Consider the following 24433-nt stretch of genomic DNA (forward strand, 5'->3'; position numbering starts at 1 on the left):
CGGACGCGACGGAGGCCCCGGACGACGCGTCGTCCGGGGCCTCCGTCGCGTCCGGGGGACCCGTGGCGTGCGGGCGCCGGGTCAGGCCGCGAAACCGCCGATCACCGGCACGAACTCGCGCGCAGCACGGTGGGCGACCAGGCCCTCACGGCGCATGGGGTCGGCGGCCAGCAGCTCGAGGGCCGCGGTGGCGTCGTCCGCCTCGACGACGAGGAGGGCGCCGCCGGGCTCGCCGTCGGGGGTGGCCGGCAGCGGGCCGGACACGTGGAGCGTGCCGGTGTCGTGCAGGCCGCGCAGGAACTCCCGGTGCTCGGGCCGTACCGCGGCGAGGCGGTCGGGGTCGGTGACGTAGACGTACGTGACGGCGTAGACGGACATGGCTGCATCCAACCACCGCGCGGTGGGCGCGCGGCCCGGGCGTCCGCCGTCGCCCGCCGTCGTGTCAGTAGAGCTTGATGGAGCCGCCGTCGGCCATGAGGGTCTGTCCCGTCAGGTACCGCGAGTCGTCGCCGGCGAGGAACGCGACCACCGGCGCGACGTCCTGCTCCGGGTCGCCCAGACGGCGCAGCGGGATCCCGTCGAGCACCTCCTGGTAGGCGTCGGGGTAGGCCTGCGACCACTGCTCGATGCCCGGGGTGAGGCCGACGGGGGACACCACGTTGACCCGGATGCCGTCGGCGGCCCACTCGTTGGCCGCGACCCGGCTCAGGGCCCGGATCGCCTCCTTCGCCGCGGCGTACGCGCCCTGCGTCGGCAGCCCCTTGATGCCCGCGCCCGAGCCGAAGTTCACGATCGAGCCGTGCGCCCGCGCCAGCTCGGGGTGCGCGGCCTGCATGAGGCGCAGGGTGGCGAGGGCGCCGGTGCCGAACGACAGGTCCCACATCTCCTGGGTGGTCTCCAGCAGCGGTGCCTGCCGGGACGCGTGGGCGTTGTTGACCAGGACGTCGAGCCGCCCGAACGCCTCGACGGCGGCGGCGACGATCGCGGGCGCGGCGTCGGGGTCGGCGATGTCGGCGCGCAGGTAGTGCGCGGCGCCGTCGCGCCCGCCGGCGCGCTCGGTCACGAGGTCCGCGACGAGGCGCTCGCCGTCCTCGGGCGGCAGCAGGTCGACGACGAGCACCGACGCGCCGTCGGCCAGGAACCTGCGGACGATGCCGCGTCCGATGCCGCCGGCGCCGCCGGTGACGATCGCGACCTTGTGCGCCAGCGGGCCGGTCAGCGGGTCGGTGGGGTGCGTGCTGCTCATGGGTTCTCCTTGGGGGTGGCGTCCGGCCGTCGCTCGTGGCGGAGGCGCCGGTCGATGCCGTCGAGGTAGGCGGCGAGGGTGAGGTGGAAGACGCGGAGCCCGACGTCGGGCGTCAGGCCGCGTGCGTGCAGGGCCGCGTGGGCGGGGGTGGGGGCCGCGTCGCCGTCGGGCTCGAGCGACGCCGCGGCGGCGGGCGGGCGCGTCCCGGTGAGGGAGGCCACGCCGACCGGGATGGCCGCGGCCCCGAGCAGGGCGTCGGCGGCCTCGTCCGCGTCGAGCCCGGCGCCGCACAGCAGGGCGAGGAGCCGCTCGGTGGTCTCCGGCGGGGTGGGGTCCAGCGCGCCCTCGGGGCCGACGGCGAGGGCGAGCAGCCACGGGTGCGCCGCGAACGCATTCCGGCCGGACTCGGCGAGCGCGGTCAGGCCGTCGCGCCAGTCGCCGTCGGGCGCGGGGACCACGCGGGTGCCCTCTGCGGCGAGCGCTGCGGCGGCCTGGAGGAGCCCCTGCCGGCCGGCGACGTGCCGGTAGAGCGCCATCGCCGAGACGTCGAGCTCGGCGCCGATCCGGCGGGTCGTGACGGCCGCCAGGCCGTCGGCGTCCGCGACCGCCACGGCGGCCTCGGCGATCCGGCGTCGGGTCAGCGGGAGACGGCTCATGTTTACAGTGTAAACCTCGCGGGACGAGGCGAGGATCACGTCGAACGCCTGTACGAATGTCGGCGCGGCGACGTAGGATGCCCGGGTGAGCAACCGCCTCGTCATCTCCGGCGCCCGCGAGCACAACCTCCGCAACGTCGAGCTCGATCTCCCGCGCGACGAGCTCATCGTCTTCACCGGTCTGTCGGGCTCCGGGAAGTCGTCCCTCGCGTTCGACACGATCTTCGCCGAGGGCCAGCGCCGCTACGTGGAGTCCCTGTCCGCGTACGCGCGCCAGTTCCTCGGGCAGATGGACAAGCCCGACGTCGACTTCATCGAGGGCCTGTCGCCCGCGGTGTCGATCGACCAGAAGTCCACGAACCGCAACCCGCGGTCCACGGTGGGCACCATCACGGAGGTCTACGACTACCTCCGCCTGCTGTTCGCGCGCGCCGGCACGCAGCACTGCCCCGTGTGCGGCGAGCCCGTGCGCTCGCAGACGCCGCAGCAGATCGTCGACAAGCTGCTGGAGCTGCCCGAGGGCACCCGGTACCAGGTCCTCGCGCCGGTGGTGCGGGGGCGTAAGGGCGAGTACGCCGACCTGTTCGCCGAGCTGCAGACGCAGGGCTTCGCCCGCGCGCGGGTCGACGGCGAGGTGGTGCAGCTGACGAGCCCGCCCACGCTGGAGAAGAAGCTCAAGCACGACATCGAGGTCGTCGTCGACCGCCTCGTCTCCCGCGACGGGGTGCAGCGACGCCTGACGGACTCCGTGGAGACGGCCCTGCGCCTCGCCGGCGGGCTCGTGATGGTGGAGCTCGTCGACGCCGACATCGACGACCTCGAGCGCGTCCGCAAGTTCTCCGAGAAGCGCGCGTGCCCCAACGACCACCCGCTGGCTCTGGACGAGATCGAGCCCCGCACCTTCTCCTTCAACGCGCCGTACGGCGCGTGCCCGGAGTGCACGGGCATCGGCTTCCGGCTCGAGGTCGACCCCGACCTCGTCGTGCCGGACGAGGAGAAGACGCTGCGCGAGGGTGCCGTCGTGCCCTGGGCGCTGACGTCGTCGGAGTACTTCGAGCGGGTGCTCACCGCGCTGGCGGAGGAGATGAGCTTCTCCATGGACGTGCCGTGGCGCGCGCTGCCGCAGCGCGCCCGCGACGCGATCCTCTTCGGGCGCAACCACCAGGTGCACGTGCGCTACAAGAACCGCTGGGGCCGCGAGCGGCAGTACTCCACGGGGTTCGAGGGCGCGGTGACCTTCCTGGAGCGGCGGCACCGGGAAACCGAGTCCGACTGGTCGAAGGAGAAGTACGAGGCCTACATGCGCGAGGTCCCGTGCCCGGTGTGCTCGGGTGCGCGGCTCAAGCCCGAGGTCCTCGCCGTCACCGTCGGCGGCAAGTCGATCTGGGACGTCTGCCGGCTCCCGATCGACGAGGCCAAGCGGTTCCTCGACGGTCTGGAGCTGGGGCAGCGCGAGCGCGCGATCGCCACCGAGGTCCTCAAGGAGATCCACGCCCGGCTCGGCTTCCTGGTCGACGTCGGCCTGCACTACCTGTCGCTCGAGCGCCCGGCGGGGACGCTGTCGGGCGGCGAGGCCCAGCGGATCCGCCTGGCCACCCAGATCGGCTCCGGCCTCGTCGGCGTGCTCTACGTGCTCGACGAGCCCTCCATCGGCCTGCACCAGCGGGACAACCGCCGGCTGATCGAGACCCTCACGCGGCTGCGCGACCTCGGCAACACGCTGATCGTCGTCGAGCACGACGAGGACACGATCCGGGCCGCGGACTGGATCGTCGACGTGGGGCCCGGCGCGGGGGAGCACGGCGGCCGCGTCGTGCACTCCGGGGACTATGCGGGCCTGCTCGAGGCCGAGGGCTCGATGACGGGCGCCTACCTGTCCGGACGGCGCTCGATCGCGCTGCCGGCGGAGCGTCGTGCGGTGGACCCGAAGCGCAAGGTGACGGTGGTCGGGGCGCGCGAGAACAACCTGCGCGGCATCGACGTGTCGTTCCCGCTGGGCGTGCTGACCGCGGTGACGGGAGTGTCCGGTTCCGGGAAGTCCACCCTCGTGAACTCGATCCTGCACACCGTGCTCGCGAACGAGCTCAACGGGGCACGCCAGGTGGCGGGCCGGCACACCCGGGTCACCGGCATGGACCAGCTCGACAAGGTGGTGCACGTCGACCAGGGGCCGATCGGGCGCACGCCGCGGTCGAACCCGGCCACCTACACCGGGGTCTGGGACCGGATCCGCAAGATCTTCGCGGAGACCGAGGAGGCGAAGGTCCGCGGCTACGGGCCGGGCCGCTTCTCGTTCAACGTCAAGGGCGGCCGCTGCGAGGCCTGCGCCGGCGACGGGACGCTCAAGATCGAGATGAACTTCCTGCCGGACGTCTACGTGCCGTGCGAGGTCTGCCACGGCGCGCGGTACAACCGCGAGACGCTCGAGGTGCACTTCAAGGGCAAGACGGTGGCGGACGTCCTGGACATGCCGATCGAGGAGGCCGCGGAGTTCTTCGCCGCGTTCCCGGCGATCTCGCGCTACCTCACCACCCTGGTGGAGGTCGGCCTCGGCTACGTGCGGCTCGGGCAGCCCGCCCCGACCCTGTCCGGCGGCGAGGCGCAGCGCGTGAAGCTCGCGAGCGAGCTGCAGAAGCGGTCCACGGGCCGCACCATCTACGTGCTGGACGAGCCGACGACGGGCCTGCACTTCGAGGACATCCGCAAGCTCCTGGGCGTGCTGCAGTCGCTGGTCGAGAAGGGCAACACCGTCCTGGTGATCGAGCACAACCTCGACGTCATCAAGAGCGCCGACTGGATCGTCGACATGGGCCCCGAGGGCGGCTCCGGGGGCGGCACGGTCGTCGCGGAGGGCACGCCGGAGGAGGTCGCCCGGGTCGAGGCGAGCCACACCGGCACGTTCCTGGCGACGATCCTCGACGAGCACCCGGCCGTGCCCACGGCTGCCCGCCCGTCGGCACGCAGCGCCGCGGCCACCTCGACGTCGTCGGCGACCCGGACCCGCAGTTCGGCGAAGGGTACGGGCGCTGCCAAGGGCAAGACGTCGGCCAAGGCGAAGGAGACGACGAAGGGCAAGGGGACGACCAAGCGGTCCGGAGGGCGCAGCGCGGCGTGACGCCCTAGCGTGTGGGCCATGGGTGCGCACCACAACTACGCCGTGACCGTGGCCTGGCCCGACCCGAGCGGGGGTGACGGGGCGGGGACGACGTCGTACACCGCCTACTCGCGCGACCACCAGGTCGTGCTGACCGGCAAGCCCGCGCTGGCCGGTAGCGCCGACCCCGCTTTCCGCGGCGACCCGGCCCGTTACAACCCGGAGGAGCTCTTCGTCGCGAGCCTGGCGCAGTGCCACATGCTGTGGTTCCTGCACCTCGCCGCGGAGTCGGGCCTCGTGGTGCGCGACTACGTGGACGACACGACGGGCACGATGCGCGTCGAGTCCCGCGGCGAGGGCCAGTTCACCGACGTCACGCTGCGCCCGCGCGTCACCGTCGACGCCGGGCCGCAGGCCACGGACGAGGCGGTGGGCGCGCTGCACCACGGCGCCCACGCCCTGTGCTTCATCGCCCGGTCGGTGAACTTCTCGGTGCTGATCGAGCCCGCGCCGGTGCGTCTGTCGACGACCGCCGGCTGACCGCGTCGGCACCTCGGCGCGGGTGATCTATACCAGTACGGTCACAGGTCCGTGTTGCCTGTTGACGTGGCGCTCTGGCGTGAATATTTTCCACTCCATCGCTCCAATGGAGGAGAGATATTTCCGTGAGCGTTGCGGCCTCCGCACCCGCTCACAGCGCGCGAGACGAGGAGGTCGGCGCAAGCGCCCCGTGCGGGGCAGTGCAGGCACCGGTTGACGGGGCGCCGCGAGGCGCACCCTGACACGAAGGGCATCTACGAGGATGACCAGCAACTTCACCACCAGCACCAACACCACCCCTGAGCCCAGCCGCCGGTCCGTTCTGCGGGCCGTCATGTTCACGGCCGCCGCGGTGCCGTTCGGCCTGCCCCTGGCAGCCTGCGCCACCGGTGGCGGGAGCAACGAGGGCGAGAAGTCCGCGTCGCCCACCGGCAACGCGGACCCGAAGAACCCGTTCGGCATGGCGGAGAACACGACCGTGGACGCCGTGATCTTCGACGGCGGGTACGGCGTCGACTACGTCGAGTTCGCCGGGAAGGTCCTCGCCGGCCTGCACGCGGGCTCGACCGTGAAGGTCTCGCCCTCCACGCAGATCGCCACCGAGCTCCAGCCGCGCTTCGTCGGCGGCAACCCGCCGGACCTCATCGACAACTCCGGCGCCCAGTCGATCGGCTTCAACACGATCCTCGACCAGCTCGAGGACCTGACCGACGTCATCGACGCCCCGAACGTCGAGGGCACCACCATCCGCGACACCCTCTACGAAGGCGTGCTCGCCCCGGGCACGTACGGGGACAAGTTCGCCGCGCTCAACTACGTGCTCACGGTGTACGGCGTCTGGTACTCCGGCAGCCTCTTCGAGAAGAACGGCTGGACGCCCCCCGCCACGTGGGAGGAGGCCAAGGCCCTCGGCGCGGAGGCGAAGAAGGCCGGCAAGTACCTCTTCCTGTGGGGCACCGAGGCCGCGACCTACTACCAGACGCTGGCGATCGAGTCGGCGATCAAGGAGGGCGGCGACGAGGTCCGGCTGTCTCTGGAGAACCTCAAGCCCGACTGCTGGTCGCAGGACGCGCTCCAGGCCACCTTCACGATCATGAAGGAGATCATCGACGCCGGGTACTTCAAGCCGGGTGGTTCGGGCACCCAGTTCACGGCCGCCCAGGCGCAGTGGAGCAACAAGCAGGACGCGCTGCTCTACCCGTCCGGGTCCTGGATCGAGAACGAGATGAAGGACCAGACGGCGCCCGACTTCCAGATGAAGGGCGTGCCGAGCTTCTCGGTGACCTCCAGCCCGGCGATGCCGGCCACGGCGCTCCACTCGACCGCCGGCGAGCCGTTCATCGTGCCGTCGCAGGCCAAGAGCGTGGCGGGCGGCAAGGAGCTGCTGCGCGTCATGCTCTCGAAGGAGTCGGCGACGAACTTCTCGAAGACGAAGCTCGCGCCGACCATCGTCAAGGACATCGTCCCCGCCGACGGGTTCGGGTCGACGGCGCTGGTGTCCCAGACCGACATGCTCAGCGCGGCCGGGACGGACATCTTCACGTTCAACTTCGTCAACACCTACGGCATGAACCAGGAGCAGCTGCCGATCTGGAACTCCTTCCTCGACGGGAAGAAGTCGGTGGCCGACCTGACGAAGGAGCTGCAGGCGATCACCGACCGCATCGCCAACGACGACACCATCGACAAGATCGAGGTGTCATGAGCGCCATCCCTGGCGCCGGGCAGGTTCTGCCCACCGACGAGGGATCTCTTGCGGGGCCCGGCAACGGGCCCCGCAAGGGGCGGGCCGGTGGGGTGTCGTTCGACAGCGTCAGCTTCTTCGTCGTCTGCCTCGGCATCCCGCTCGCGCTCTTCCTCGTCTTCGTGATCTGGCCGTTCATCCAGGCCGTGTTCTACGCGCTCACCAACTGGTCGGGCTTCACCGCCGACTTCGACATCATCGGGCTCTCGAACTTCACGACGCTCGTGCAGGACCCGCGGTTCGTCAACGCCGTCGGCAACAGCGTCATGTTCGGGATCTTCATCCCCCTGATCACGATCGCGATCTCGCTGGCCTTCGCGATCCTCATCACGGTGGGCGGCTCGGGCAAGGGGCAGGTCCGCGGCGTCCGCGGGTCGGGCTTCTACCGCGTGGTGTCGCTCTTCCCGTACGTCATCCCGGGCATCGCGGTCGGCATCATGTGGCGCCTGATCCTCGACCCGAGCAACGGCCTCGTGAACGGGGTCCTCACCGGCCTCGGGCTCGACAAGTTCGAGTCCTTCGCCTGGCTCGGCAACGTCGGCACGGCGATGCCGGTGACGATGTTCGTGGTCGTGTGGGGCTTCGTCGGGTTCTACATGCTGCTGTTCATCGCGGCCATCAAGAGCGTCCCCTCGGAGATCTACGAGGCGGCGCGGATCGACGGCGCGGGACGGTGGCGCACGTCGTGGTCCATCACGGTCCCCCTCATCCGGGACAACGTGCAGACCGCCTACATCTACCTGGGGATCATCGCCCTCGACCTGTTCGTGTACGTGCAGGCGCTCAACCCGACGGGCGGCCCGGACAACTCGACGCTCGTGATGTCCCAGCAGTTGTTCCGCACGGCGTTCACGGAGGGGAAGTTCGGCTACGCCAGCGCCATGGGCGTGGCGATGGCCATCGTCACCCTGGTGTTCGCCGCGCTGGTGTTCACCGTGAACCGCCTCACCGGGGGCCGGGACGAAGGAGGCCGCCGATGAGCGCCGACACGCAGGTGGCGCACGACGCGGCAGCGCCCGCGCCGCGGGTGAAGCCCACGGGAGGCAAGGGGGGAGACAGGGTCGCCGCGGGGGTGTCGCACACCGTCCTGGTGATCTGGTGCGTCCTCGTGATCGCGCCGATGATCTGGGTGTTCATCGGGTCGTTCAAGACGAGCTCGGAGATCTTCGCGTCGCCGTTCTCGCTGCCGTCGAACTGGTCGTTCATCAACTACGAGCACGCGTGGGTGGACGCCGAGATCGGCCGGGCGTTCGTCAACACGATCATCGTGGTCGGGTCGGCGCTGATCCTCGTGATGCTCCTCGGCGCGATGTGCGCCTACGTGCTCGCGCGGTTCGAGTTCCCGTTCCGGCGCGCGATCTACTACCTGATGCTCGTGGGGCTCACGTTCCCGGTGTTCCTCGCGATCGTGCCGCTGTTCTTCGTCATGCAGAACGCCGGGCTGCTAGGGACGCTCCCGGGGCTGATCGTGGTGTACGTGGCGTTCGCGCTGCCGTTCACGGTGTTCTTCCTGTACTCGTTCTTCCGCGGGCTCCCGGACGAGATCGCGGAGGCCGCCGCGATCGACGGCGCCGGCAACTGGCGCACCTTCTTCCAGGTGATGCTCCCGATGGCGACCCCGGGCATGGCGTCGGTCGCGATCTTCAACTTCCTGGGCCTGTGGAACCAGTTCATCCTGCCGATCGCCCTGAACCCCGAGCAGAGCAATTACGTGCTGTCCCAGCGGCTCGCCGCGTTCGTGTCGTCCGCGGGGTACGCGGTCGACTTCGGCGCGATGTTCGCGGCCGTGGTCGTGACGATCGTGCCCGTGCTGATCGCCTACGTGATCTTCCAGCGCCAGCTCCAGGGGTCGGTCACGGCCGGCACCAACAAGTAGGGAGCGCCCCGGCCTCGGGCGGTCGGTCGGCAGGAGGAAGCGTCGGTGGCCTGACCTAGGCTGACCGCATGGCCGACCCTGCGACCTACCGCCCGAAGCCGGGGGAGATCCCCACGTCGCCCGGCGTCTACCGGTTCCGCGACCCGCACGGCCGCGTCATCTACGTCGGCAAGGCGAAGAACCTCCGGGCGCGGCTGTCGAGCTACTTCCAGGACGTCGCGCACCTGCACCACCGCACCCAGACGATGGTCACCACGGCCGCGTCGGTCGAGTGGACGGTCGTGGGCACGGAGGTCGAGGCGCTCGCCCTCGAGTACTCCTGGATCAAGGAGTACGACCCCCGCTTCAACGTGAAGTACCGGGACGACAAGTCCTACCCGTACCTCGCGGTCACGATGGCGGAGGAGGTCCCGCGGGCCCAGGTGATGCGGGGCGCCAAGCGCCGGGGCACCCGGTACTTCGGACCCTACGGCCACGCGTGGGCGATCCGGGAGACGCTCGACCTGCTGCTGCGGGTGTTCCCGATCCGCACCTGCTCGTCCGGCGTCTACCGACGCGCGCACCAGACGGGCCGCCCTTGCCTCCTCGGGTACATCGACAAGTGCTCGGCACCGTGCGTCGGGCGCATCAGCGTGGACGACCACAAGCAGCTCGCGCAGGACTTCTGCGACTTCATGGCCGGCGACACCCAGCGCTTCGAGCGTCGCCTCACCGCGCGGATGAACGAGGCCGCCGCGTCGATGGAGTACGAGCAGGCCGCCCGCCTGCGCGATGACATCCAGGCGCTGCGGCGCGCCACGGAGAAGAACGCCGTCGTGCTGCCCGACGCGACGGACGCCGACGTCTTCGCCCTGGCCGGCGACGAGCTGGAGGCAGCGGTCCAGGTGTTCCACGTGCGCGGCGGGCGCATCCGCGGCCAGCGCGGCTGGGTCGTGGAGAAGGTCGAGGACGTCACCGACGAGGAGCTGGTCGAGCACCTGCTCCAGCAGGTGTACGGCGCGGTGGAGGACGCGCGCGCCGCGGCCGACGGGGCCGAGGAGGACGCCGAGGCGCGGGCCTCGGCCCGCCGCGAGGCTCGCGACGCCGTCCCGCGCGAGGTCCTCGTCCCGGTGCTGCCGCCCGACCCGGCCCAGATGACCGCGTGGCTCACGGGGCTGCGCGGCGCCCGCGTGGAGCTGCGGGTGCCGCAGCGCGGGGACAAGCGGGAGCTCGCGGGGACCGTGCGGGCCAACGCCGAGCACGCGCTGGCGCTGCACCGGACCCGGCGCGCGGGCGACCTCACGACCCGCAGCCAGGCCCTGCGCGAGATCCAGGAGGCGCTGGGCCTCGAGTCCGCCCCGCTGCGCATCGAGTGCTACGACGTGTCTCACACCCAGGGCACGTACCAGTCGGCTTCGATGGTGGTCTTCGAGGACGGCCTGCCGCGCAAGAGCGAGTACCGCACGTTCTCGGTGCGCGGCCCGGAGGGCGACGGCGCGCGCGACGACACCGCGGCGATGCACGAGGTGATCACCCGGCGGTTCCGGCGTTACCTGGCGGACCGGCTCGCCGCGGGGGACGTCGAGCTCGACGATGCCTCGGACGCCGACCAGGACGGGGCCCCGGCGGCCGCGGCGCGCCCTCGGTCCGGAGAGGTGCCGGCCGAGGAGACGGGGGAGCGCAAGCGGTTCGCGTACCCGCCCAACCTCGTGGTGGTCGACGGCGGCCCCCCTCAGGTCGCCGCGGCGCAGCGCGCGCTGGACGAGCTCGGGGTCACCGACGTGGCGCTCTGCGGCCTCGCGAAGCGCCTCGAGGAGGTGTGGCTGCCGGGGGAGGACTACCCCGTCATCCTGCAGCGCTCGTCGGAGGGGCTCTACCTGCTCCAGCGCGTGCGCGACGAGGCGCACCGGTTCGCCATCACGCAGCACCGCCGCCGGCGGAGCAAGGGCATGACGGTGTCGGTCCTCGACGACGTCCCGGGGCTCGGGCCCACGCGGCGCAAGGCGCTGCTGAGCACGTTCGGCTCCGTGAAGCGGCTCCGCGCGGCGAGCGTGGACGAGATCGCCGAGGTCAAGGGGATGGGCCGCCGCACGGCGGAGGCCGTCGTGGCCGCGCTCGCCGCCGACGGGGGCAGCGCGCCGTCGGGTCAGGACGGGCCGGGCCCTGGCATGCTGGGCGCATGAGCGAGCCGGAGCCCACCACCGTCCCGCAGGGCATCCCCGAGATCGAGGCCACGACGCCGGCCCCCGAGTCGCCCGAGCCGGAGGTGCTGATCATCACCGGCATGTCGGGCGCGGGGCGCTCGCGGGCCGCGGGGGTCCTGGAGGACCTCGACTGGTTCGTCGTGGACAACCTCCCCCCGCTGATGATGGTGCCGCTCGTGGACCTCATGACGCGGGCCGGCTCGTCGGTCGAGCGGCTCGCCGTCGTCGTCGACGTCCGCGGCCGGGAGTACTTCGCCGAGCTCACCCGCGCGCTGCTGCACCTGCGCGAGGCGGGCGTGAACTACCGCATCCTGTTCCTCGACGCGCGCGACGACACGCTGGTGCGGCGCTACGAGAGCGTCCGGCGACCGCACCCCCTGCAGGGGGAGGGGCGGATCCTGGACGGCATCGCCGAGGAACGTCGCCGGCTCGCCTCCATCGAGGAGCGCGCCGACGTCGTCATCGACACGTCCGAGCTGTCGGTGCACGACCTCGCCCGCGAGGTCCGGGCGGCCGTGGCCGACGGGGCCCCCGACGCGCTGCGCGTCAACGTGCTCGCGTTCGGCTTCAAGTACGGCATCCCGCTGGACGCCGATCATGTGGTGGACGTGCGCTTCCTGGCGAACCCGTACTGGATCACCGAGCTGCGCCACCTCACGGGCCGCGACGCGCCCGTGCGCGAGTACGTGCTGGCCCGGCCGGGCGCGCGGGAGTTCGTGGACCGCTACGTCGCGGCGCTCGAGCCCGTGCTCGCCGGCTACCTGGCGGAGGAGAAGCGGTACGTCACGATCGCGGTCGGCTGCACAGGCGGCAAGCACCGGTCGGTCGCGATCGCGGGCGAGATCGCCCAGCGGCTGCGCGACGCCGGGCAGCGCGTCACCCTCACCGCGCGCGACCTGGGGAAGGAGTGACCACGCCGGCCCTGAGCATGGGCGCGCCCGCGGTGACCGCCCTGGGCGGGGGGCACGGGCTGTACGCGAGCCTCTCGGCGCTGCGCCTGATGACCGACCGGCTCACCGCGGTGGTGACCGTGGCGGACGACGGCGGCTCCTCGGGACGCCTCCGTGACGAGCTGGACGTGCTCCCGCCGGGCGACCTGCGCATGGCGCTCGCGGCGCTGTGCGACGACTCGGAGTGGGGGCGCACCTGGAGCGACCTGCTGCAGCACCGGTTCGTCTCGGGCGGGAGCCTCGACAAGCACGCCATGGGCAACCTCATGATCGTGGCCCTGTGGGAGCTCCTGGGCGACACGGTCGCGGGGCTGGACTGGGTCGGCAAGCTGCTGGGAGCGCGCGGGCGGGTGCTGCCCATGGCGTCCGTGCCGCTGGTCGTCGAGGCGGACGTGCGGCGGGACGGCGAGGGGGGCGTCGGCGGCGTGGAGACCGTGGTCGGCCAGTCCCGCGTCGCGCTGACGGAGGGGCGCATCGAGCAGCTGCGGCTGGTCCCGGCCGACCCGCCGGCGTGCCCGGAGGCGGTCGAGGCGGTGCGGTCGGCCGACTGGGTCGTGCTGGGGCCGGGGTCCTGGTACTCGTCGGTGCTGGTGCACCTGCTGGTGCCCGAGCTGGCCCGGGCGCTGCACGAGACGGACGCGCGCGTCTGCGTGACCCTCAACCTGGCCACGGAGCGGGGCGAGACGCAGGGGCTGACGGCGACCGACCACCTCGAGGCGTTGCACCGGCACGCCCCCGGGCTGCGCGTGGACGCCGTGCTCGCGGACCCGTCCGCGGTGGAGGACGTCGACGAGCTGGCGGAGGCCGCGGCCGCGATGGGCGCGAAGCTTCTCATGCGCCAGCTGCGGCGCGGGGACGGCTCCGCGCAGCACGACCCGCTGCGCCTGGCCGCGGCCTACCGGGACGTCTTCGAGGGGATCTACGGCGACGTCTGACCGCCTCCGGCCGACGCCGAGGTTGCTTGCCGCGCGTGGCAGGATGACGCCATGGCGCTCACGGCAGAGGTGAAGGACGAGCTCACGCGGATCAAGGTGACCCGGACGTCGTGCCGCAAGGCCGAGGTGTCGGCGACGCTGCGGTTCTCGGGCGGCCTGCACATCATCTCGGGCCGCGTGGTCATCGAGGCGGAGCTGGACGACGAGGCGGCCGCGGCGCGGCTGCGGCAGTCGATCACGGAGCTGTACGGGCACACGAGCGACCTCATCGTCGTGCAGGCCGGTGGCCTGCGGAAGAACAACCGCTACGTGGTGCGCGTGGTGCGCGACGGCGAGTCGCTCGCCCGCCAGACCGGGCTGCTCGACTCCCGGGGGCGCCCCGTGCGAGGGCTTGCGCCGGAGGTGGTCTCGGCGGGCGTCGCCGAGGCGGAGGCCGTCTGGCGGGGGGCCTTCCTCGCGCACGGCTCGCTCACGGAGCCCGGCCGCTCGATGGCGCTCGAGGTCACGTGCCCCGGGCCTGAGGCGGCGCTCGCGCTGGTCGGCGCCGCCCGCCGGCTCGGCGTGCAGGCGAAGTCGCGCGAGGTGCGCGGCGTGGACCGGGTGGTCGTGCGCGACGGCGAGGCGATCGGCGAGATCCTGCTCCGGATGGGCGCGGTCAGGACCCGGGAGGTCTGGGAGGAGCGGCGCGCGCGGCGCGAGGTGCGCGGCACCGCGAACCGGCTCGCGAACTTCGACGACGCGAACCTGCGCCGCTCGGCGCGGGCCGCGGTGGCAGCGGGGGCCCGCGTGCAGCGGGCGTTCGAGATCCTCGGCGAGGACGTGCCCGAGCACCTGCGCCAGGCGGGCGAGCTGCGCCTGGCCCACAAGCAGGCGTCCCTCGAGGAGCTGGGGCAGCTGGCCGACCCGCCGCTGTCCAAGGACGCCGTGGCGGGCCGGATCCGCCGGCTGCTGTCGACGGCGGACAAGCGCGCGATCGAGGTGGGTGTCCCCGACACGGAGTCCGGCCTGAGCCCCGAGCTGCTCGACCTCTGACCGGAGGGCGGGGGCGGCGCGGGCCGTCCCCGCCGCTCCGCAGGCGTCGGGGCGGGCGCCCGTCCATATGGTCAGACCACACGTCTCACGCGGGCCGCGAGGGTCGGCGCAGCAGCCGATTCGGGTATAGGGTCATGACGTCAGGTGACGACGACGTGACCCAAGGCTGACCGCCCGGAGGAAGACGTCGGGGGTCCCGGTCCCAGGGTCGCGGCGTGAATCATCAGCGCGCCCGTCGTGGCGCGCGGAAGTCGGCATCAACCGTGTGCGCCGGACCCCACCGGCGCGCCCTGAGGAGGGCAATCGTGACCATCCGCGTCGGGATCAACGGCTTCGGTCGGATCGGACGGAACTTCTACCGCGCTCTCGTGGAGTCGGGTGCGGACATCGAGGTCGTCGGCGTCAACGACCTGACCGACAACAAGACTCTGGCCCACCTGCTCAAGTACGACACGGTGCTCGGCCGCTTCCCGAAGTCGGTCGACTTCGACGACGAGAACATCATCGTCGACGGCCACAAGATCCGTGCGCTCGCCGAGCGTGACCCCGCCAACCTGCCCTGGGGCGAGCTGGGCGCGGACATCGTCATCGAGTCCACCGGCTTCTTCACGGACGCCACCAAGGCCAAGGCGCACATCGACGCCGGCGCCAAGAAGGTCATCATCTCCGCCCCGGCGAAGAACGAGGACGCGACCTTCGTCATGGGTGTGAACAACGACCAGTACGACCCGGCCGCGCACCACATCATCTCGAACGCGTCGTGCACGACGAACTGCCTCGCGCCGCTCGCCAAGGCCCTCAACGACTCGATCGGCATCGAGCGTGGCCTCATGACGACGATCCACGCGTACACGGGTGACCAGAACCTGCAGGACGGCCCGCACAAGGACCTCCGCCGCGCCCGCGCCGCCGCGCAGAACATCGTGCCGACCACCACGGGTGCCGCCAAGGCCGTCGCCCTGGTGCTCCCGGAGCTGAAGGGCAAGCTCGACGGCTACGCGCTGCGCGTCCCGGTCATCACCGGCTCGGCCACCGACCTCACCTTCGAGGCTCCGAAGGAGGTCACGGTCGAGGAGGTCAACGCCGCGGTCAAGGCCGCCGCCGAGGGCCCGCTCAAGGGCACCCTGGAGTACGTGGACGACGAGATCGTGTCGTCGGACATCGTCACCAACCCGCACACGAGCATCTTCGACTCGAAGCTCACCAAGGTGATCGGCAACCAGGTCAAGGTCGTCTCCTGGTACGACAACGAGTGGGGCTACTCGAACTCGCTCGTCGCGCTGACCGTCCACGTCGGCGGCAAGCTCTGACGACTCCGGCGCCCGACACCGCTCGAGCGTGAGTCACGACGTCCGCGTGCGCGCCGAACCCCGGCCGCGCACGCGGACGTCGTCATGTACGGAACAGATCACCCGCCCGGGACGGGCGGCCGCGCGACGGCCGCACGGCACGCACCGGGCCCTGACGGACAGGTGTGCCTCATGAAGACCATCGACTCCCTGGGCGAGCTGCGCGGCAAGCGCGTCCTCGTCCGCTCGGACTTCAACGTGCCGCTCGACGGCACCACCATCACGGACGACGGCCGTATCAAGGCCGCGCTGCCGACCCTGCGCCGCCTGGTCGACGCCGGCGCCCGCGTCGTCGTGACGGCCCACCTCGGCCGCCCCAAGGGCGAGCCGAACCCCGCGTACTCCCTCGCCCCCGTGGCCGCGCGCCTCGGCGAGCTGCTCGGCCAGGACGTCGTCCTCGCGGCCGACGTGACCGGCCCCTCGGCCCAGGAGACGGTCGCCGCGCTGGCCGACGGCCAGGTCGCGCTGCTGGAGAACGTGCGCTTCGACTCGCGCGAGACCTCGAAGGTCGACGCCGAGCGCGAGGAGCTGGCCGGCGAGCTGGCCGCCCTGGCGGACGCGTTCGTCTCCGACGGCTTCGGCGTCGTGCACCGCAAGCAGGCCTCGGTCTACGACGTGGCCAAGGTGCTCCCCGCCGCCGCCGGCGACCTGGTGCTCAAGGAGGTCGAGTCGCTCTCGCGCGCCACGACCGACCCGCAGCGCCCGTACGCCGTGGTGCTCGGCGGCTCGAAGGTCTCCGACAAGCTCGGCGTCATCGAGAACCTCCTGACCAAGGCCGACCGCCTGCTCATCGGCGGCGGCATGGTCTTCACGTTCCTCGCGGCGCAGGGCCACTCGGTGGGCTCCTCGCTCCTCGAGGCGGACCAGGTCGACACCGTCAAGGGCTACCTGGCGCAGGCCGCCGAGTCCGGCGTCGAGATCGTGCTGCCCACGGACATCGTCGCAGCGGACTCGTTCGCCGCCGACGCCCCGCACCGCACCGTGCCCGCCGACCAGATCCCCGACGGCACCATGGGCCTCGACATCGGCCCGGAGTCCGGCGCCCTGTTCGCGGCGCGCCTTGCGGACGCGAGGACGATCGTCTGGAACGGCCCGATGGGCGTGTTCGAGTTCGCCGCCTTCGCCGCCGGCACCCGCGCCGTCGCGCAGGGCATCGTCGACGCCACGGCCGCGGGCGCCTTCTCCATCGTCGGCGGCGGCGACTCCGCCGCGGCCGTGCGCGTGCTCGGCTTCGACGAGGACGGCTTCAGCCACATCTCCACGGGCGGCGGCGCGAGCCTCGAGCTCCTCGAGGGCAAAGAGCTCCCGGGGCTCGCGGTCCTCGGCGCCTGACACCCATCACCCCGCAGCACGAGAGAACAAGGAGCCCATCGTGGCCACCACCCGCACGCCCCTGATGGCGGGCAACTGGAAGATGAACCTGGACCACACCGAGGCGATCGCCGCGGTGCAGAAGCTCGCGTGGACGCTCAAGGACGCGAAGCACGACTACGCGGCCGTCGAGGTCGCCGTGCTGGCGCCGTTCACGGACCTGCGCTCGGTGCAGACCCTCGTCGACGCCGACAAGCTCGAGCTGCGCTACGGCGCCCAGGACCTGTCGACGCACGCGTCCGGCGCGTACACCGGTGAGATCTCGGGCCCGATGCTCGCCCGCCTGGGCTGCACCTACGTGGCCGTGGGCCACTCGGAGCGCCGCGAGTACCACGCCGAGGACGACGCCGTCGTGGGCGCCAAGGTGCGCGCCGCTTTCGAGCACGGCCTCGTGCCGATCCTCTGCGTGGGCGAGGGCCTGGACGTCCGCAAGGCGGGCGACCAGGTCTCCTACACCCTCGCGCAGGTCGACGCGGCGCTCGAGGGCGTTCCCGCCGAGCAGGCCGCGCAGGTCGTCGTGGCGTACGAGCCCGTGTGGGCCATCGGCACGGGCGAGGTCGCGACCCCCGAGGACGCGCAGGAGGTCTGCGGTGCGATCCGCGGCCGCCTCGCCGAGCTGTACGGCGCCGAGCTCGCCGCGGGCGTGCGCGTCCTGTACGGCGGTTCGGTGAAGTCGGGCAACGTCGCGCAGATCATGGCGCAGCCCGACGTCGACGGCGCCCTCGTGGGCGGGGCGAGCCTCGACCCGGTCGAGTTCGCGAAGATCGCGCGGTACCAGTCGCACGTCGCCTGACGCGACACGCACGACGGTGGGCCGTGCCCGCCGGACGGACGCCTCTCGGGATCGTCACCAGGTGGAGACATCGGTGTTCGCTTCGAGAGGCGTCCGTCACTTACTCTTGACCCGGCCGGGACGACGTCCTGGCACCGAACCCGTCCCGCGGGACGGACGACGAACGAAGGACAGCCGAGGACACCGTGGACGTTTTGCAGATCATCCTCCAGGTTCTCCTGGTCATCACCAGCGCCTTCCTGACCCTGCTGATCCTGATGCACAAGGGCAAGGGCGGCGGTCTGTCCGACATGTTCGGCGGGGGGATCTCGAGCGCTGCCGGCAGCTCCGGCGTCGCTGAGCGCAACCTCAACCGGATCACGGTGAGCTTCGCGCTCGTCTGGTTCGTCGTGATCGTGCTGCTCGGCCTCATCACGAAGGTCAGCTGACCGCACGACGCGACCGTCACCGGCTCCGTCCGGTGCGGGGGCACGGGTCCGGGGCGACGACGCGCCGGACCACGGTTCACGAAGATCGTCCGTGGGCGAACGCCCACTGAGTCGAAGGTGAGGACGACAGGACGTGGCTACAGCCGGTCATGCGATCCGGGGCTCGCGCGTAGGCGCGGGGCCCCTGGGAGAGTCCGAGCGCGGCGATGCGGCACCCCGGGTGCGGGTGTCGTACTGGTGCGCGAACGGACACGAGACGACGCCGAGCTTCTCGGCGAACGAGGACGTGGAGGCCCCGGAGTTCTGGGACTGCCCGCGGTGCGGCTTCCCCGCCGGGCTGGACGCGGCGAACCCGCCGTCGCCGGTGCGCAACGAGCCGTACAAGACGCACCTCGCGTACGTGAAGGAACGCCGGTCCGAGGAGGACGGCGCGGCCCTCCTGGAGGAGGCGCTCGCGACGCTGCGGGCCCGCCGTACGGTCCTGCGCCGGGCGAGCTGACGTCTCGACCGGTGCCCCGGGGCGGTGCCTCGGGGCACCGGGGGATGTCCACCTGTCGAGACGGGGCGTAGTCTTTCGGCATGTTCGAGGAAGGACAGCTCTACGCCCCCGTCACCGAGGACGAGAACGGCGTCACGGTGCACCTCACGGACGACCACCCCGGTGCGAACGACCCGGAGTACCGCCGCCGTCGGGAGGTCATCGCCGGCCCCGCGCTGCGCTGGTCACCCGGTGACCCCGTGCCTCAGGTCGACTACACCCCCGCGGAGAACGAGATCTGGCGCACCGTGTGCGCCGAGCTCGCGCCCAAGCACGAGCGGCTGGCGATCCGCGGTTACCTCGAGGGCAAGGAGGCCCTCGGACTGCCCACCGACCGCGTGCCGCAGCTCGACGAGGTCAGCGCGGGCCTGGAACGCCTGAGTGGCTTCCGCCTGCACCCGGCCGCCGGACTCGTGCCCCTGGACCAGTTCTACGGGTCCCTCGCCGACGGCGTCTTCCACTCCACGCAGTACCTGCGGCACGGCTCGCAGCCGCTGTACACCCCGGAGCCGGACATCATCCACGAGGTGGTGGGCCACGGGAACCTGCTCGCGAACCCCGCCATCGCCGAGGTGAAGCGCCGGGCCGGGGAGGCGGCGCGGCGGTGCGAGACCGCGGAGGGTCTGCAGTTCGTCGCCGACGTCTTCTGGTTCACGATCGAGTTCGGCGTCATGTACGAGGACGGGGAGCTGCGGGCCTACGGCGCCGGCCTGCTGTCGTCGTACGGCGAGATCGAGGAGTTCCGTGGCGCGACCGTCCTGCCGCTCGACTTCTACTCCATGGGCACGGTCGAGTACGACATCTCGCACTACCAGCCCACGCTCTTCGCGTGCGACGGCATGAACGAGCTCACCGAGCGGGTGGGGCAGTTCTTCGCCGAGTTCGACGACGAGACCCCCGGACGCCTGCTCGCTGCCCGGCACCGGTCGGCCAGCTGACCCTCGCAGCCGAAGGACGACGACGGCCCCCTCGCCGTGGAGCGAGGGGGCCGTCGTCCTGCGTCGTCCGGTCCGGGCGCGATCCTCAGGAGGCGGGCGCGGCCGCGGCGGCGTCGAGCAGCCACAGCGTGCGCTCGGTGCCCCGCGCGCCGGCGGCGGGCACCTCGGCCACCGGCCCGCCCGCCAGCGCGGCGGCGGCCTGTGCGGCCTTCTCTGCTCCCGCGGCCACGACCCAGACCTCGCGCGCGCGGCGCAGGGCGTCGAACGTCAGCGAGACGCGCTCCGGCGGCGGCTTGGGGGAGCCGTGCACCCCGACCGTCGCGCCGCGGGCGGCGAGTCCCTCGTGGCCCGGGAACAGGGAGGCGACGTGGCCGTCCGGGCCCATGCCGAGCATGAGGACGTCGAACTCCGGCACCGCCGGGGCGTCGTCCGCGCCGGCGGCGGGGGCGAAGCGCGCGAGCTCTGCCGCGTAGGCCGCGGCCGACTCCTCCGGCGTCCCGACCGTGGCCCCGTCGATGACGACGCCCGGCGCGGGCATCGCGTGCACGTTCTCGGCCGGCAGGCCGGAGCCCGCCACCAGGGCGTCCACGAGGGCGTCCCTCGTCTGGGTCTCGTTGCGGTCCGGGTCGCCGTCGGGCAGGAACCGCTCGTCGCCCCACCACAGGTGCACGCCGGACCAGTCCACGGCCGCGGTCAGCGGGCTCGCCGCCACGGCTGCGAGGGTCTTGATGCCGACGGTGCCGCCGGTCAGGACGGCGTGCACGGGGGTGCGCACGGACTGGGCGTCGAGGAGCCGCGTCAGCAGGCGCGCCGCGGCGGCCTCGGCGAGGACGGCGGCGTCCGGGTGGACGACGACGAGCGGCGTGGCCCCGGGCGTGCTCACGCCTTCGCCTTCGCCCGCGACGAGGCCCGGACGGTCTCGACCCGCGTGAGGCCCTTGGTGAGGACCTCGCCGTACAGCTCGTCGGGGTCGAGGCGTCGCAGCTCCTCGATGAGCGCCTCGCTCAGGGCGCGGATGGGCAGGGCCATCCGGCGCTCCGGCTTCTCGGGCTGCGTGATCGCCACGACGCGCCCGTCGGGCCGGTCGAGCACGATCGGCCCGCTCTTGCGCTCCAGCGTCACGCGGGTGATGGCGTCGTCGCTGTCGGTGCGCACCACCGTGGCGGGGCAGCGCAGCCGCTGGCCGAGCCAGGCGGCGAGCAGGTCCAGGGAGGTGTGCTGCTCCTGGCCCTCGACGCGCACGGCCGTGACGGGCTCGTACGGGGGCTGCTCGACGGCCGCGGCGATGAGGCCGCGCCACAGGGTGACGCGGGCCCATGCCAGGTCGGTGTCGCCCGGGCTGAAGGTGCCCGCGAGGCGGTGCAGCATCGCGACGGGGTCGGCAGCGGTGGTGGTGTCGGTGATGCGGCGCTGCGCCATCGCGCCCATCGGGTCGGCCGACGGGTCGTCCGGGCCGCCGGTGGGCCACCACACGACGATGGGCGCGTCGGGCAGCAGGAGCGGCATGACGAGCGTGTCGGGGTGCTCCAGCATCGGCGCGCCGGCCCGCAGCACGACGACCTCCGAGGCGCCGGCATCGCCGCCGACGCGGATCTCGGCGTCAAGACGCGGGGCGCCGGAGCCGCTCCGGGCGAGCGGGGCGATGACGATGACGCGGCAGGGGTGCTCGTGGCTCGCCTGGTTGGCCGCGCGGACCGAGTCCTCGATGTCGGTCTCCTCGGCGGCGACGACGAGGGTCAGGACCCGGCCGAGCGCCACGGCGCCGCCCTCGTCCCGCAGGTGGGCCAGCCGCTTGCCGACCGCGTTGGTGGTCGTGTCCGGCATGTCGATGATCATCGCGGGTCTCCTGGGTGGATGCGGCACTGGTGGGTGCGGCACAGGTGGGTGCGGCTGGCCGCGGCGCGGGCGGCGTCGTGCGCGGGACGGGTCGGGCGGACGGTCACGGCCGCCGCCACGACCGGCCGTCGCGGGCCATCATCGCGTCCGCCGACGGCGGGCCCCAGGTGCCCGAGGGGTAGGGCTCGGGCTTGCCCTTGCCGGCCCAGTACGAGGTGATCGGGTCGAGGATCTTCCAGGAGAGCTCGACCTCCTCGCGGGTCGGGAACAGCGGCGGGTCGCCGAGCAGCACGTCGAGGATGAGCCGCTCGTAGGCCTCGGGCGACGACTCGGTGAACGAGTGGCCGTAGCCGAAGTCCATCGTCACGTCGCGCACCTCCATCGCGGTGCCCGGCACCTTGGCTCCGAACCGCAGCGTGACGCCCTCGTCCGGCTGCACGCGGATGACCAGCGCGTTGCTGCCGAGGTCCGAGGTCAGCGACGACTCGAACGGCAGGTGCGGCGCCTTCTTGAAGACGACGGCGACCTCGGTCACGCGTCGCCCGAGGCGCTTGCCGGTGCGCAGGTAGAAGGGGACGCCCGCCCAGCGGCGGTTGTCGATCTCGAGCTTGACCGCCGCGAACGTCTCCGTCGTGGAGTCGGGGTTGAAGCCCTCCTCCTCGAGGAACCCGACGACCTTCTCGCCGCCCTGCCAGGCGGCGGCGTACTGGCCGCGCGCGGTGTGGCGCCCGAGGTCGCGGGGCAGGCGCACCGACGACAGCGCCTTGATCTTCTCCGCCCGCAGCGCGTCCGCGTCGAAGTTCACCGGTTCCTCCATGGCGACCAGCGCCAGGAGCTGCAGCAGGTGGTTCTGGATGACGTCGCGGGCCGCGCCGATGCCGTCGTAGTAGCTGGCGCGGCCGCCGATGCCGATGTCCTCGGCCATCGTGATCTGCACGTGGTCCACGTAGTTGCTGTTCCACAGCGGCTCGAACATCTGGTTCGCGAACCGCAGGGCCAGCAGGTTCTGGACGGTCTCCTTGCCCAGGTAGTGGTCGATGCGGAAGACCGACTCCGGTTCGAAGACCTGGGAGACGACGGAGTCGAGCTCGCGGGCGCTCTCGAGGTCGTGCCCGAACGGCTTCTCGATGACGACGCGGCGCCACGCGTCCGCGGACGACTTCGACAGGCCGGACTGCGACAGCTGCTGGCACACGACCGGGAACGCGCTGGGCGGCACGGACAGGTAGAAGGCGTGGTTGCCGCCGGTGCCGCGCTCGGCGTCGAGCTGCTCGACGGTCTGGCGCAGCCGCTCGAAGGCGTCGGCGTCGTCGAACGAGCCCTGCACGAACCGGATGCCCTCGGCGAGCTGCTGCCAGGTCGCTTCGCGGAAGGGCGTGCGGGCGTGCTCCTTGACCGCGTCGTGGACGACCTGCGCGAAGTCCTCGTCCTCCCAGTCCCGGCGGGCGAAGCCCGTCAGCGCGAAGCCGGGCGGCAGGAGGCCGCGGTTCGCCAGGTCGTACACGGCGGGCATGAGCTTCTTGCGCGACAGGTCGCCGGTGACCCCGAAGATCACGAGCCCGCTGGGGCCGGCGATGCGGGGGAGGCGCAGGTCGAGCGGGTCGCGCAGCGGGTTGTGCTCGGCGGTGATCTTGGCCGGTCTCACGAGGTGGGCACCGTTCTTCGTCGTGCGGGCGGGGGAAGGATGCGGCGGGTGGTGTGGGCCCGGGGCGCGGGTCGGGCGCTCCGGGCGGGGCGCGGGTCAGGCGCCCTTTGCCTCGAGGCCGGCGGTGGCGGTGTCCAGGAGCTCGGTCCAGGAGTCCTCGAACTTGCGGACGCCGTCGGTCTCGAGGTGGTCGGTGACCTCGCGGAGGGAGACCCCGAGCGACTCGATGGTCTCGACGGTGCGGCGCGCGGCGCTCGCGATGCCGCGGACGGTGTCGCCCGTGACGGTGCCGTGGTCGGCGAACGCCTGGAGCGTGGGCTCGGGCATCGTGTTCACGACGCCGTCGGTGACCAGCTCGGAGACGTACATCGTGTCGGGGTAGTCCGGGTTCTTCACGCCGGTCGAGGCCCACAGCGGCCGCTGGGGGTGGGCGCCGGACGCGGCGAGCGAGCGCCACTCGTCCGTGCCGACGAACTGCTCGTACGCCTCGAACGCGAGGCGCGCGTTCGCGACGGCGGCCTGCCCGCGCAGGTCGAGGGCCTCGGGGGTGCCGATCTTCTCGAGCGCGGCGTCGACCGAGGAGTCCACCCGCGAGACGAAGAAGGAGGCGACGGACCCGATCGGGCCGAGGTCGATGCCGTCCGCGCGGGCCTGCTCGAGGCCGATCGCGAACGCCTGCATCACGGCGCGATAGCGCTCGATGGAGAAGATGAGGGTCACGTTGACGCTGATCCCCTGGGCGAGGGTGCGCGAGATCGCGTCGAGCCCGGGGACGGTCGCGGGGATCTTGATGAAGACGTTCGGCCGGTCCACGGTGCGCCACAGGCGCTCCGCGACCACGACCGTCTTGTCGGCGTCGTAGGCGAGGCGCGGGTCCACCTCGATCGACACGCGGCCGTCCACGCCGTCGGTGGCGTCGTAGACCGGGCGCAGCAGGTCGGCGGCCGCGCGCACGTCGTCCGTGGTGATGGTCTCGACCGCGGCGTCCACGTCGCTGCCGGCGAGCTCGGCCAGCTGGGCGTCGTAGGCGTCGCCGCTGGAGAGCGCCTTGGCGAAGATGGTCGGGTTGGTCGTGACGCCGACGACGCCGCGCTCGGCGACGAGGGCCGCGAGGTTGCCGCTGCGCAGCCGCTCCCGCGAGAGGTCGTCGAGCCAGATGGACACCCCGGCTCCGGTCAGGTCGGTGATCGGTGCGGGGACGGTGCTCTGCGTCATCGGACGTCCTTCCGAGGTCGGAGGCCCCCGCCGGCGGTCTGTCGACGGGAACCGGGTGGGGCGC

At 72.3% G+C, this 24433-nt stretch carries 22 protein-coding genes; 15 read left to right on the forward strand and 7 right to left on the reverse strand.

Going from position 1 to position 24433, the window contains the following annotated elements; all coding sequences use genetic code 11:
• Nucleotides 1-81: 81 nt before the first annotated feature.
• The 3 genes from ACFWDO_RS06320 to ACFWDO_RS06330 form a co-directional block, all read right to left on the reverse strand.
• The gene (locus ACFWDO_RS06320; protein WP_380325992.1) at nt 82-378 is read right to left on the reverse strand and encodes a YciI family protein; all 297 of its coding nucleotides are present in this window, start codon (nt 376-378) and stop codon (nt 82-84) included.
• Nucleotides 379-442: 64 nt separating this feature from the next.
• Nucleotides 443-1246 carry an SDR family NAD(P)-dependent oxidoreductase gene (locus ACFWDO_RS06325; RefSeq protein WP_380325989.1) on the reverse strand — a complete coding sequence of 268 codons (804 nt, stop codon included), beginning with the start codon at nt 1244-1246 and terminating at the stop codon, nt 443-445.
• Complete coding sequence (locus ACFWDO_RS06330; RefSeq protein WP_380325986.1) at nt 1243-1902, reverse strand: TetR/AcrR family transcriptional regulator C-terminal domain-containing protein; 660 nt, start codon at nt 1900-1902, stop codon at nt 1243-1245. The genes ACFWDO_RS06325 and ACFWDO_RS06330 overlap by 4 nt, the downstream gene beginning before the upstream one ends.
• An 85-nt stretch (nt 1903-1987) precedes the next feature.
• Between ACFWDO_RS06330 and uvrA the strand changes: the two genes are divergently transcribed.
• The 15 genes from uvrA (at nt 1988) to ACFWDO_RS06405 (ending at nt 19673) form a co-directional block, all read left to right on the forward strand.
• Entirely contained in the window at nt 1988-5017 is a 3030-nt protein-coding gene (gene uvrA / locus ACFWDO_RS06335) for an excinuclease ABC subunit UvrA (protein WP_380325983.1), read from the forward strand.
• Between the two features lie 18 nt (nt 5018-5035).
• Nucleotides 5036-5536: an OsmC family protein gene (locus ACFWDO_RS06340; RefSeq protein ID WP_380325980.1), complete on the forward strand. Its 501-nt coding sequence runs from the start codon at nt 5036-5038 to the stop codon at nt 5534-5536.
• A 262-nt stretch (nt 5537-5798) separates the two neighbouring features.
• The gene (gene ngcE, locus ACFWDO_RS06345) at nt 5799-7241 is read left to right on the forward strand and encodes an N-acetylglucosamine/diacetylchitobiose ABC transporter substrate-binding protein (protein ID WP_380346848.1); all 1443 of its coding nucleotides are present in this window, start codon (nt 5799-5801) and stop codon (nt 7239-7241) included.
• Nucleotides 7238-8260 (forward strand): carbohydrate ABC transporter permease, encoded by a 1023-nt coding sequence (locus ACFWDO_RS06350; protein WP_380346850.1) that lies wholly within the window; start codon nt 7238-7240, stop codon nt 8258-8260. The genes ngcE and ACFWDO_RS06350 overlap by 4 nt, the downstream gene beginning before the upstream one ends.
• Nucleotides 8257-9156, forward strand: coding sequence for a carbohydrate ABC transporter permease (locus ACFWDO_RS06355; protein WP_380325619.1), 900 nt, complete (start codon nt 8257-8259; stop codon nt 9154-9156). Before ACFWDO_RS06350 ends, ACFWDO_RS06355 begins: the two co-directional genes overlap by 4 nt.
• A gap of 68 nt (nt 9157-9224) precedes the next feature.
• Nucleotides 9225-11318 (forward strand): excinuclease ABC subunit UvrC, encoded by a 2094-nt coding sequence (uvrC, locus tag ACFWDO_RS06360; protein ID WP_380325615.1) that lies wholly within the window; start codon nt 9225-9227, stop codon nt 11316-11318.
• A complete protein-coding gene (gene rapZ, locus ACFWDO_RS06365; protein WP_380325612.1) occupies nt 11315-12250 on the forward strand; it encodes an RNase adapter RapZ in 936 nt (311 codons plus the stop codon). The genes uvrC and rapZ overlap by 4 nt, the downstream gene beginning before the upstream one ends.
• 17 nt (nt 12251-12267) lie before the next feature.
• Entirely contained in the window at nt 12268-13224 is a 957-nt protein-coding gene (gene yvcK / locus ACFWDO_RS06370) for a uridine diphosphate-N-acetylglucosamine-binding protein YvcK (RefSeq protein WP_380325622.1), read from the forward strand.
• A 51-nt stretch (nt 13225-13275) separates the two neighbouring features.
• Nucleotides 13276-14256: a DNA-binding protein WhiA gene (whiA, locus tag ACFWDO_RS06375; protein ID WP_380325610.1), complete on the forward strand. Its 981-nt coding sequence runs from the start codon at nt 13276-13278 to the stop codon at nt 14254-14256.
• A gap of 305 nt (nt 14257-14561) precedes the next feature.
• Nucleotides 14562-15566 carry a type I glyceraldehyde-3-phosphate dehydrogenase gene (gene gap / locus ACFWDO_RS06380; RefSeq protein WP_380325607.1) on the forward strand — a complete coding sequence of 335 codons (1005 nt, stop codon included), beginning with the start codon at nt 14562-14564 and terminating at the stop codon, nt 15564-15566.
• Between the two features lie 171 nt (nt 15567-15737).
• Nucleotides 15738-16937, forward strand: coding sequence for a phosphoglycerate kinase (locus ACFWDO_RS06385; protein ID WP_380326830.1), 1200 nt, complete (start codon nt 15738-15740; stop codon nt 16935-16937).
• A 64-nt stretch (nt 16938-17001) separates the two neighbouring features.
• Entirely contained in the window at nt 17002-17769 is a 768-nt protein-coding gene (gene tpiA / locus ACFWDO_RS06390; protein ID WP_380326832.1) for a triose-phosphate isomerase, read from the forward strand.
• Nucleotides 17770-17954: 185 nt separating this feature from the next.
• Nucleotides 17955-18197 carry a preprotein translocase subunit SecG gene (gene secG / locus ACFWDO_RS06395; RefSeq protein ID WP_380326827.1) on the forward strand — a complete coding sequence of 81 codons (243 nt, stop codon included), beginning with the start codon at nt 17955-17957 and terminating at the stop codon, nt 18195-18197.
• 133 nt (nt 18198-18330) lie between these two features.
• Complete coding sequence (locus ACFWDO_RS06400) at nt 18331-18696, forward strand: RNA polymerase-binding protein RbpA (protein ID WP_380326824.1); 366 nt, start codon at nt 18331-18333, stop codon at nt 18694-18696.
• A gap of 80 nt (nt 18697-18776) precedes the next feature.
• A complete protein-coding gene (locus ACFWDO_RS06405; RefSeq protein ID WP_380326821.1) occupies nt 18777-19673 on the forward strand; it encodes a phenylalanine 4-monooxygenase in 897 nt (298 codons plus the stop codon).
• 85 nt (nt 19674-19758) lie between these two features.
• On the opposite strand, the gene pgl is transcribed toward ACFWDO_RS06405, so the two are convergent.
• From pgl to tal, 4 genes are all read right to left on the reverse strand, one after another.
• Nucleotides 19759-20556, reverse strand: a complete 798-nt coding sequence (gene pgl, locus ACFWDO_RS06410; RefSeq protein ID WP_380315298.1) for a 6-phosphogluconolactonase — start codon at nt 20554-20556, stop codon at nt 19759-19761.
• On the reverse strand, nt 20553-21509 hold the full coding sequence (opcA, locus tag ACFWDO_RS06415) for a glucose-6-phosphate dehydrogenase assembly protein OpcA (protein ID WP_380315295.1): 957 nt from the start codon (nt 21507-21509) through the stop codon (nt 20553-20555). Before opcA ends, pgl begins: the two co-directional genes overlap by 4 nt.
• A gap of 103 nt (nt 21510-21612) precedes the next feature.
• A complete protein-coding gene (gene zwf, locus ACFWDO_RS06420; protein ID WP_380315292.1) occupies nt 21613-23154 on the reverse strand; it encodes a glucose-6-phosphate dehydrogenase in 1542 nt (513 codons plus the stop codon).
• A gap of 96 nt (nt 23155-23250) precedes the next feature.
• Nucleotides 23251-24369: a transaldolase gene (gene tal, locus ACFWDO_RS06425; protein ID WP_380315289.1), complete on the reverse strand. Its 1119-nt coding sequence runs from the start codon at nt 24367-24369 to the stop codon at nt 23251-23253.
• Nucleotides 24370-24433 lie beyond the last annotated feature (64 nt).

The organism is Isoptericola sp. NPDC060185, assembly GCF_042728595.1.
Lineage (GTDB): Bacteria > Actinomycetota > Actinomycetes > Actinomycetales > Cellulomonadaceae > Isoptericola.